This is a genomic window from Shewanella sp. MBTL60-007, assembly GCF_019654915.1.
GTDB lineage: Bacteria > Pseudomonadota > Gammaproteobacteria > Enterobacterales > Shewanellaceae > Shewanella.
In genome coordinates, this window is record NZ_BPET01000041.1 from 45,282 (window position 1) to 54,469 (window position 9,188).

Annotated in this window: 11 protein-coding genes; 9 read left to right on the forward strand and 2 right to left on the reverse strand. The window is 43.1% G+C overall.

What is annotated here, in order from left to right; genetic code table 11:
• Nucleotides 1-23 precede the first annotated feature (23 nt).
• Entirely contained in the window at nt 24-572 is a 549-nt protein-coding gene (gene seqA, locus K5Q92_RS15795) for a replication initiation negative regulator SeqA (RefSeq protein ID WP_220769894.1), read from the reverse strand.
• 276 nt (nt 573-848) lie between these two features.
• On the opposite strand from seqA, the gene K5Q92_RS15800 reads away from it, so the two are divergent.
• From K5Q92_RS15800 to K5Q92_RS15840, 9 genes are all read left to right on the forward strand, one after another.
• Nucleotides 849-1,607 (forward strand): alpha/beta fold hydrolase, encoded by a 759-nt coding sequence (locus K5Q92_RS15800; protein ID WP_220769895.1) that lies wholly within the window; start codon nt 849-851, stop codon nt 1,605-1,607.
• A gap of 108 nt (nt 1,608-1,715) precedes the next feature.
• Entirely contained in the window at nt 1,716-1,937 is a 222-nt protein-coding gene (locus K5Q92_RS15805; RefSeq protein ID WP_012277330.1) for a DUF2788 domain-containing protein, read from the forward strand.
• An 11-nt stretch (nt 1,938-1,948) separates the two neighbouring features.
• A complete protein-coding gene (gene ybfE / locus K5Q92_RS15810; RefSeq protein ID WP_012155288.1) occupies nt 1,949-2,221 on the forward strand; it encodes a LexA regulated protein in 273 nt (90 codons plus the stop codon).
• Nucleotides 2,222-2,277: 56 nt separating this feature from the next.
• On the forward strand, nt 2,278-2,805 hold the full coding sequence (gene fldA, locus K5Q92_RS15815) for a flavodoxin FldA (RefSeq protein ID WP_220769896.1): 528 nt from the start codon (nt 2,278-2,280) through the stop codon (nt 2,803-2,805).
• Nucleotides 2,806-2,953: 148 nt separating this feature from the next.
• On the forward strand, nt 2,954-4,147 hold the full coding sequence (gene earP, locus K5Q92_RS15820) for an elongation factor P maturation arginine rhamnosyltransferase EarP (protein WP_220769897.1): 1,194 nt from the start codon (nt 2,954-2,956) through the stop codon (nt 4,145-4,147).
• A 44-nt stretch (nt 4,148-4,191) separates the two neighbouring features.
• Nucleotides 4,192-4,752 carry an elongation factor P gene (gene efp / locus K5Q92_RS15825; protein WP_202722126.1) on the forward strand — a complete coding sequence of 187 codons (561 nt, stop codon included), beginning with the start codon at nt 4,192-4,194 and terminating at the stop codon, nt 4,750-4,752.
• Between the two features lie 334 nt (nt 4,753-5,086).
• Nucleotides 5,087-6,301 (forward strand): pyridoxal phosphate-dependent aminotransferase, encoded by a 1,215-nt coding sequence (locus K5Q92_RS15830; protein WP_220769898.1) that lies wholly within the window; start codon nt 5,087-5,089, stop codon nt 6,299-6,301.
• A gap of 121 nt (nt 6,302-6,422) precedes the next feature.
• Entirely contained in the window at nt 6,423-7,010 is a 588-nt protein-coding gene (gene yfbR, locus K5Q92_RS15835; protein ID WP_220769899.1) for a 5'-deoxynucleotidase, read from the forward strand.
• 17 nt (nt 7,011-7,027) lie between these two features.
• Nucleotides 7,028-8,362, forward strand: coding sequence for an anti-phage deoxyguanosine triphosphatase (locus K5Q92_RS15840; protein WP_220769900.1), 1,335 nt, complete (start codon nt 7,028-7,030; stop codon nt 8,360-8,362).
• A 105-nt stretch (nt 8,363-8,467) separates the two neighbouring features.
• Here K5Q92_RS15840 and K5Q92_RS15845 read toward each other — a convergent pair whose 3' ends face one another.
• Entirely contained in the window at nt 8,468-9,091 is a 624-nt protein-coding gene (locus K5Q92_RS15845; RefSeq protein ID WP_220769901.1) for a YchE family NAAT transporter, read from the reverse strand.
• Nucleotides 9,092-9,188 lie beyond the last annotated feature (97 nt).

The following is a 9,188-nucleotide window of genomic DNA, read 5'->3' on the forward strand; positions in this document are numbered from 1 at the left end:
TAAGGTTGCGCCACTTGCTTGAATTAAATCTTTGCGGTTAGCTGTTCAATCTGCTCTTCGCTAGTACCAAACTGAGTTAACACTTCAGACAATATAGTGCGCTTCTTTGCAGTATTATTGTTAGTCGTCACCCAGAAACCGCTCTTACCGATCTCTTTCGGATTGGCCGATTTGCTCGCCTTTAACAAGGCTTCTTTTGAAGTAGCAAAATATAGGCGGTCGCGACCTTGGATTTGCAAAACTTGTTCAAATTGAGTGGTCGACGCCTGATAGACAGTATCGAGAATAAATAGAAAACGCCCAACAGCCCCCTTCTGAGCCGCAAGCAGTTCTAGGTCGAGCACACTTAAAAAATCTGAAACGGGTTCAGCCTTAACAGGCTTAACCTTTTCCAATTTGGGCGCAGATTGATCTAGGCTTGGGTGACTTATCTCTTCGGGTTCTTCTTGTACCACTGAATCAACTCTTAGTCCCAATATACGGCGCAAAATATCCGAAGCGCTCTCACCAATATGTTCAGTCTTACTGGCGATGTGTCGATAAAGCTCTTCATCAACTTCGATATATTTCATAACAGTTATCTTCCTTAAGTAGAAAAGCGGATCGGTGTTCTTAAATACGATCGGATCGCATTACTATCCCGAATTATCAGCTCAGTGTAGCGAGGTTTAGGGTCTTGATAAAGCGCCAATAAATGAAAACTGCGATCAAAGGTTGAAAGAGACCATTTACTAAGCCCTATATGTATAAAAATCCATCACAACAAAGGTGTTTTTTAGCGCTATCTTGGATTTTGACAAAAACCTAGGCACAATCTGCGCCATCTAAGTGCAACAAACGGTAGCAAAATGCATTACGTCAAAAGTGGTCAAGGCCCGGTTGTCATTCTGATCCATGGATTATTTGGCGATCTTGATAATCTAAAGGCCTTAGGCAAAACACTCGAAGACAACTTTTCTGTAGTCAGGGTTGATGTACTTAATCACGGTGCGAGTCCTTCAGTAGCCAATATGGATTACCGCTCCCTTGCGAGTAGCATTGCAGAGTTAATTGAACAATTGCCAGAAAAAGAGGCCATAATCGTTGGTCACTCAATGGGCGGCAAGATCGCGATGGCGACGGCGCTTTGTTACCCCAACTTGGTCAGTAAGCTGGTGGTCGCAGACATTGCACCTGTAGCCTACAAGAGCCGGCACGATAATGTCTTTGCAGCATTGGAGTCTATGCCGCTTGCAGAGATCAAAGATCGCCGTCAGGCACTCGCTCATATGAAATCTTGCGATATCGATGATGGCACCGCACAGTTTCTGTTGAAGTCCCTCACCCGAGCTGAGCAGGGTTTTACCTGGAAGATGAACCTTTCTGGACTTAAGGCAAGTTACGCCAACATCATAGATTGGCCTGCATTTCATCAGCCTTACCAAGGTCCCTGTTTATTTATTCGCGGCGGAGACTCTGATTATGTTACCGCCGAACACAGACAAGCCATTATGACTCAGTTCCCAAAGGTCAAAGCAAAAACAATTGAGGGTTCAGGGCATTGGCTACATGCGCAAAAACCTGCCATTTTCAACCGAATAGTTAAAGAATTTATTACAAACAACTAAGACACAACAACGGGAATTTTCCCAATACAAAGGTGTAAAGCATATAGCCGCTCGAAAACTTATATGGTATATTCGCGCAACTTTTTTTAGCCTAGAAAGGAATGGTGTATGTTAATGCAATATATGGAACAGATTGAAGCACTCGGCTTAAACCTGTTTTTTGCAGCCATTTTCTTTTTTATTGGTATGGCCATTAGGGATGTACTCAAACAAGGCAATGTGCCTACGTTTGGACGAAACATCGTTTGGCTTGTTTTATTTCTCGGCTGCGCCGGGTTTATTGCAAAAGGGATTATACAGATGACCTGGGAAAGCTCAGGTATCGGGTAAATACGAACTCAATGGCAAAAGAAACATCAGATAGAACCACCATTGATCTGTTCGCAACAGAAAAGCGACGTGGTCGGCCTCGCAGCAATCCATTGCCTCGAGACCAACAGCTAAAAATCAATAAAAGAAACCAAATTCAGCGTGACCGTGCGAACGGATTAAAACGAATAGAGTTAAAGGTGTCACAAGATTTATACGACGCCTTGAATGAACAAGCTTTGGCCAGTAATATCAGCCGCAGCCAACTAATCGAATCTATACTGCAAAAGCTGGTTAGTAACTAAACCACTTTCAAAACACGCATACCATTAATAGTTAACTAGATATTAAAGGAACAACAATGGCAACAGTAGGTCTTTTTTTCGGGTCTGATACAGGCAACACCGAAGCCGTCGCCAAAATGATCCAGAAGAAACTGGGTAAAAAAATGGTTGAGGTAAAAGATATTGCCAAAAGTACCAAGGAACAGATTGCAGATTACGATCTGCTTATTTTCGGCATTCCAACTTGGTATTATGGCGAAGCACAATGTGATTGGGATGACTTCTTCCCAGAACTTGAGCAGATCAACTTTGAAGATAAATTAGTCGCAATCTTTGGTTGTGGTGATCAGGAAGATTACGCTGAATACTTCCTTGACGCGATGGGCATGGTTAACGAGATTGTTGAAGCTCGTGGCGCTGTAGTGATTGGCCACTGGCCTACCGAAGGCTATGACTTTGAAGAATCTAAAGGTTTAGCAGACGACAAGCATTTTGTCGGTTTAGGTATTGATGAAGACCGTCAACCTGAACTAACCGAAGCGCGCGTAGATGCATGGGTTAAGCAGATCTACGAAGAGATGTGTCTAGCAGAGCTAGAAGACTAACGAATAGCGATATAAAGCCAATTTTTGCTTTATCGCATTTCTGTAAAAGCGGCATATTTTTATGCCGCTTTTTTGTCTCATTAACAAAGCGAGTCAATCGTCTATTTAACCGCCTCATATTGAGCTGATACAGTGAGATTTTTGTAACATGGCAAGTGAAAAAGCCCCTGAACGTTGGGATATCTTTTGTGTAGTCGTTGATAATTATGGTGATATTGGCGTTACCTGGCGACTCGCAAAACAATTGTCTGCTGAGCAATCCATTGCTATCACCCTATGGGTAGATGATTTAAATAGCTTCTCACATATACTACCTGCATTAGATCCTAATCTCCTTAGTCAGGTCCATTTTGGTGTCACCATTAATCGATGGTCAGAGCCATTAGCCGTTACTTATCAACCTGGTAATGTGCTTATTGAGGCATTTGCGTGTGAATTGCCCGAACAAGTAAAAAGCCAGTTAATTTTAATGCAGCAGGCATTCAAACTCGATTCAAATGCAGCAAAGCCACCTTTGTGGCTCAATCTTGAATATCTCAGTGCTGAGTCTTGGGTTGAGGGATGCCATGGCCTGCCCTCTATGCAACCCAGTGGCCTAAAGAAGTACTTTTACTTCCCAGGGTTTACGGCTAAAACTGGTGGGCTGATTTGTGAAAATACGCTATTTGAAAAACGTGATGCTTGGCAGCGAGAACCACAAAATCGCCTAGATCTTTTTTCAAGCCTTGGACTGAGCGGCATCGAAATAGGTGACAAAGTAGTCAGCGTTTTTAGCTATGAATCGAGTGCGTTGCTCGCACTTTGTGAAACATGGCAAAATAGTGAACAAACAATTCATGCTTTGTTCCCAAAAGGCCGTAGCCTTAATAGTTTACAATCGATACTACCCTGCTCAGTTGATACTCTCACGGCAGGAATGCAGATTAAGCTTGGCAATTTGATCATCCATATTTTGCCAATGACAGATCAAGAGGGCTACGATAAGTTACTTTGGAGCTGTGATTTTAATATTGTTCGCGGTGAAGATTCGTTTTTAAGGGCCCAATGGGCAGCAAAACCCTTCATTTGGCACATATATGCTCAAGAAGACGACTATCATCTAATAAAATTAGATGCCTTTATGCAGCTTTACTGTAATAATCTGCCGCCAGCATTAGCGAAAAGCTGGAAAGCGTTAAATCTTGCCTTTAACAATGAAGAGCAAGAGCTAACGACTAGCCATTGGCAAAAACTAAATTTAATCGATTTGCCACTATTGCACCACGCAAAACAGTGGCCAATCGATGCGATAAATGATGTAGATCTTGTTTCTCGACTAGTTCAATTCGTCAAAAATAGCTAAGATACTACGTTTAAATAGAAAAACCTAAAATAGGAAATTGTGTAATGAAAACTGCTCATGAACTCCGTCCTGGTAACGTGATCATGTTAGATGGCAGCCCATGGGTTGTTCAAAAAACTGAAACAACTCGTTCAGGCCGTAACGCTGCAATCGTTAAATTAAAACTTAAGCACGTTCTACAAGATTCTACTACTGAAAGCACCTTTAAAGGTGAAGACAAGATGGAAGATATCATTCTAGAGCGTCTAGACTGTACTTATTCATACTACGCTGATCCTATGTATGTATTCATGGATGCAGAATACAACCAGTATGACGTTGAAGCTGAAAACCTAGGTGATGCTGCTGCATATATCGTTGACGGTATGGAAGAGAACTGCCAAGTAACTTTCTACGAAGGCAAAGCAATTTCAGTAGAACTACCAACTTCAGTTGTTCGTGAAGTAACTTACACTGAGCCTTCAGCTCGTGGCGATACTTCAGGTAAAGTAATGAAGCCTGCTACTATCACTGGCGGCGGTACGCTAAGTGTTGCTGACTTCGTTAAGACTGGCGATATGATCGAAATCGATACTCGCACAAACGAATTCAAGAAGCGCGTTTAAGTTTTTAAACTGCCTTATCAAGCCAGCGTTAACGCTGGCTTTTTTTATTGCCGTATTAGTAATGCCTTAAAAAAGCGATCTTGTTAGCAAAAAAGCGATTTAGACTTAAATAGTGCCAATATAAGAATCGCAATACTAACAACTATCCACCCAAAGCCAAACAGCACAAACATCTAAAGTAGGGGTTCATACCGAACTTTGTCGGCAGGATCATCTCCAAAAGCCCGCCTAATCAGTGAATTAATCCTTTATTTGTCCCGTAAATTTCGTTATTGTGCCTGCAACTAAGTTAAAGTCATTTCTGACCTACGTTTTATGCATTTTCGAGGTGTAGATGCGCCCTATTATCAAGTCCAACAAATTAGATTCTGTATGTTACGACATTCGTGGTCCAGTACATAAAGAAGCCCGTCGTCTAGAAGATGAAGGTCACCGTATTCTTAAACTGAATATCGGTAACCCTGCCCCATTTGGATTTGAGGCCCCAGAAGAGATCGTACGAGATGTGATTTTGAACCTGCCAAGCGCGCAAGGTTACTGTGAGTCAAAAGGTCTATTTTCTGCCCGTAAAGCGATTGTGCAACATTACCAATCACAAGGGATCTTTGGTGTCGATATCGAAGACATTTACATCGGTAACGGTGTATCAGAACTCATCGTTATGGCTATGCAAGGTTTACTAAACAGCGGTGATGAAATATTGGTTCCTTCACCGGACTATCCACTGTGGACGGCGGCTGTTCACTTGTCGGGTGGTAAGGCACAGCACTATCGTTGTGATGAAGAGTCTGATTGGTTTCCGGACATTGATGATATCAAGAGTAAAATCACGCCAAGAACCCGCGGTATCGTGTTAATCAACCCGAACAACCCAACTGGTGCAGTCTATTCAAAAGAGCTTATTCTCGAAGTGATCGAACTTTGTCGCCAAAACGACATGATTCTGTTCGCAGATGAAATCTATGACCGGATCCTATTCGATGAAGCCGAGCATATTCCTGCTGCAAGTCTATCAGACGATATTTTAACTGTGACCTTTAATGGTCTATCTAAAGTTTATCGTGCTGCAGGATTCCGCGTAGGTTGGATGATGCTAACTGGTAACAAGAAAGCAGCAAAGAGTTATGTTGAAGGCCTTGATATGCTTGCCTCTATGCGCTTGTGCGCTAATGTGCCGAGTCAACACGCCATTCAAACAGCCTTAGGTGGTTACCAGAGCATTCATGAGTTAGTACAGCCCGGCGGACGTCTACGGGTACAACGTGATGCTTGTGTCGATATGCTTAACTCGATTCCAGGTGTTAGCGTGAAAACACCTAAAGGGGCTTTGTATGCCTTTGCCAAGCTAGATCAAAAGAAATTTAACCTACGCGATGATGAACGCTTAGTGTTGGATTTATTGAAGGAGCGCAAGATTTTACTAGTACAGGGCTCTGCGTTTAACTACCCGGAACCCGATCATGTACGTGTTGTGTTCCTGCCTTACAAAGAGGAGCTGACTAAAGCACTATCTGAGTTTGGCGACTTCCTAGGAAGCTATAAGCAATAGATAGAATCCTGCTAAGTAGTTAATTCGCTAGCATTTAATAAAAACGACCTTCGGGTCGTTTTTTTGTATTACAACTATGCTAATCTCAATTGGTCCCTCTCCTAACGCCAAAAGGACCGCAATGAGCCACTTATTCGCCCACCTAGCAAGGATGAAATTAATTCAACGCTGGCCACTTATGTACAATGTTCGCACTGAAAATGTTCAAGAACATTCGCTGCAAGTCTCTATGGTTGCGCATGCACTAGCCTTAATTAGCAACAAAAAATTTCAAGGCAACTTCGACCCTTATCAAGCTGCAACCATCGCAATCTTTCATGACGCCAGTGAAATCCTAACGGGTGATCTCCCAACCCCGGTCAAGTACTTCAATAAAGAAATAGAAGCCGAATACAAGAAAATTGAAGCGATTGCCGAGCAGCGTCTACTCGAAATGGTGCCTGAAGAGTTTAAAGAAGATTATCAAGCGTTACTGACTAGCGAGTATGCCGATAGTGAATACAAGGCATTGGTAAAATCAGCGGATACGCTTTGTGCTTACCTTAAGTGTTTAGAAGAGAAACGAGCTGGCAATACCGAATTTAATACCGCGCAAAAACGGCTAGAACAAAGTTTAAAGAATGACCCTAATCCCGCAGTCAATTATTTCATCGAGTGCTTTATTCCAAGCTTTACCCTAGATCTAGACGATATCAATAAGCTGCTATAAGCGATAAAGGAACGGTTATGCCTCATCAAGTGTGGAATGAAAGACGTCACGGCGAAGATAAACACAGGCGCAACGACAATCGCAGCCCCTACCAGCGAGACCGTGCACGGATACTTCATTCCGCAGCATTTAGGCGCTTACAGGCTAAGACTCAAGTGTTAGGAGTGGGTATGAATGATTTTTATCGTACCCGGCTTACTCATTCTCTTGAAGTATCACAAATTGGTACAGGGATCAGCGCACAACTCAAGCAAAAGCAGCCTCAATTCGGCCACTTGATTGAGTCAATGAGCCTTATCGAAGCCTTGTGTCTAGCCCACGACATTGGTCATCCCCCTTTTGGCCATGGTGGTGAAGTTGCGCTCAATTATATGATGCGTGCCCACGGTGGCTTCGAGGGAAATGGTCAAACCTTTCGCATATTAACCAAGCTTGAACCCTATACCGAACACTACGGCATGAATCTCTGTCGTCGTACGCTATTGGGAATTTTGAAGTACCCAGCGCTCCATTCTCAACTGTATAGTCCTGAACCTAGCGCGACGGTCGAAGATTTTAGGCAACTGAAGCCGTCAAAGTGGCCGCCCGTGAAAGGCATTTTTGATGACGACAGTGACGTCTTAGCATGGGTATTAGACCCTCTTTCTGAGCGAGACAGACAACAGTTCCTATCGAGTCATACAACCAAAGAGCTAAAACATAAGCGCACTCGCTATAAGTCTCTAGATTGTTCTATCATGGAACTGGCCGATGATATTGCCTATGCGGTTCATGATTTAGAAGATGCCATAGTGATGGGTATTGTCAGTGAACAGCAATGGCTATGCGATGTATCTAGGCCGCTTTGCAATAGCCAAGATCCATGGCTCAAAAAGGAGTTTTCCACCATCAGCCAGCGGCTATTCTCTTCAAAACATCACGAGCGTAAAGACGCAATAGGTACCCTAGTAAATGGCTTCGTTACCGCTATCTCAATTATCGAAGTTGAAGGCTTCGATGAGCCATTATTAAAGTACAACGCCGCATTGGAAACCGCCTTTGCTGACGCCCTTAGTATATTAAAACAGTTTGTCTATAAATACGTGATCCGCAAGCCCGAAATACAGATGCTTGAATATAAAGGCCAACAGATAGTGATGGAGCTATTTGAGGCGTTTATCTCAGATCCAGAAAGGCTGCTGCCTCTTAATACTCAAGAGCGGTGGCTCGCAAGTGAACGCTTGGGCGAAAACAGTCACAGAGTGATTGCCGATTATATCTCAGGCATGACAGATGGATTTGCAGCAAGGCTACACCAGCACCTATTTAGCGCGAAAACTCACTCTATGATGGACTTTAACGGTGATTTCTAAGGGTTCAAGGTAAACCAGTATAAAAACAAAGGCACCGATTGGTGCCTTTGTTTCACTCGTATTCTCGTTGCCAACTCTTTAGACAACCTTATATTAGACTTTCAGTTAGCCTGGATAAAAGCCTTTCACTCCCGCCGCAATCACTTCGATACCGATCGATAGCATTATCAAGCCCATTAAACGGGTGATCACGTTAATCCCGGTATTGCCTAATATTTTGAAAATGATCGGTGCCATTCTAAATAATAAAAAGCTCAACACACCAAACACGACCACGGCGAGTGACATGCCTAAAAGATCTTGTAGGCTACCATGTTCAGCAGAGGAGACGATAACCGAACTGATTGCACCGGGACCTGCCATTAATGGCAGAGCCAAAGGCACTACAGCCACAGAGTCCATTGCAGAAGCTTCACGCCCCTCCTCTTTATTGCGCTTAACTTCACCTAATTTACCTTGAAGCATCGACATGGCGATAATTGCAATAAGGGTACCGCCGGCAATTCTGAAGGCTGAAAGTGAAATGCTAAACAGGTTTAGAATATGCTGACCTGCGAATATCGTCACCAATAAAATCACCACAACGGCAAAGTTGGCGACTTTAGCCGTTTGATTTCTTTCTGCTTCAGTCTGGTGGCTAGTTAAGCTAACAAAAACCGGCAACAAACCAAAAGGATTTATTATCGCAACTAAGCCGAGAAAAAATTTAACGTAAAGTGTTAAATCCACCGTTGTATCCTCAACGCGCCCAAGGCGTTATCTGTTCATAAAATGTGGCGCTACTCTAACTCATGCCCCTAAAAACAAAAAATGAGATTTTCTATCC

Coding starts and splice junctions, on each gene's coding strand:
- seqA (WP_220769894.1), bottom strand. CDS start 572: ATGAAATATATCGAAGTTGATGAAGAGCTTTATCGACACATCGCCAGT.
- K5Q92_RS15800 (WP_220769895.1), top strand. CDS start 849: ATGCATTACGTCAAAAGTGGTCAAGGCCCGGTTGTCATTCTGATCCAT.
- K5Q92_RS15805 (WP_012277330.1), top strand. CDS start 1,716: ATGTTAATGCAATATATGGAACAGATTGAAGCACTCGGCTTAAACCTG.
- ybfE (WP_012155288.1), top strand. CDS start 1,949: ATGGCAAAAGAAACATCAGATAGAACCACCATTGATCTGTTCGCAACA.
- fldA (WP_220769896.1), top strand. CDS start 2,278: ATGGCAACAGTAGGTCTTTTTTTCGGGTCTGATACAGGCAACACCGAA.
- earP (WP_220769897.1), top strand. CDS start 2,954: ATGGCAAGTGAAAAAGCCCCTGAACGTTGGGATATCTTTTGTGTAGTC.
- efp (WP_202722126.1), top strand. CDS start 4,192: ATGAAAACTGCTCATGAACTCCGTCCTGGTAACGTGATCATGTTAGAT.
- K5Q92_RS15830 (WP_220769898.1), top strand. CDS start 5,087: ATGCGCCCTATTATCAAGTCCAACAAATTAGATTCTGTATGTTACGAC.
- yfbR (WP_220769899.1), top strand. CDS start 6,423: ATGAGCCACTTATTCGCCCACCTAGCAAGGATGAAATTAATTCAACGC.
- K5Q92_RS15840 (WP_220769900.1), top strand. CDS start 7,028: ATGCCTCATCAAGTGTGGAATGAAAGACGTCACGGCGAAGATAAACAC.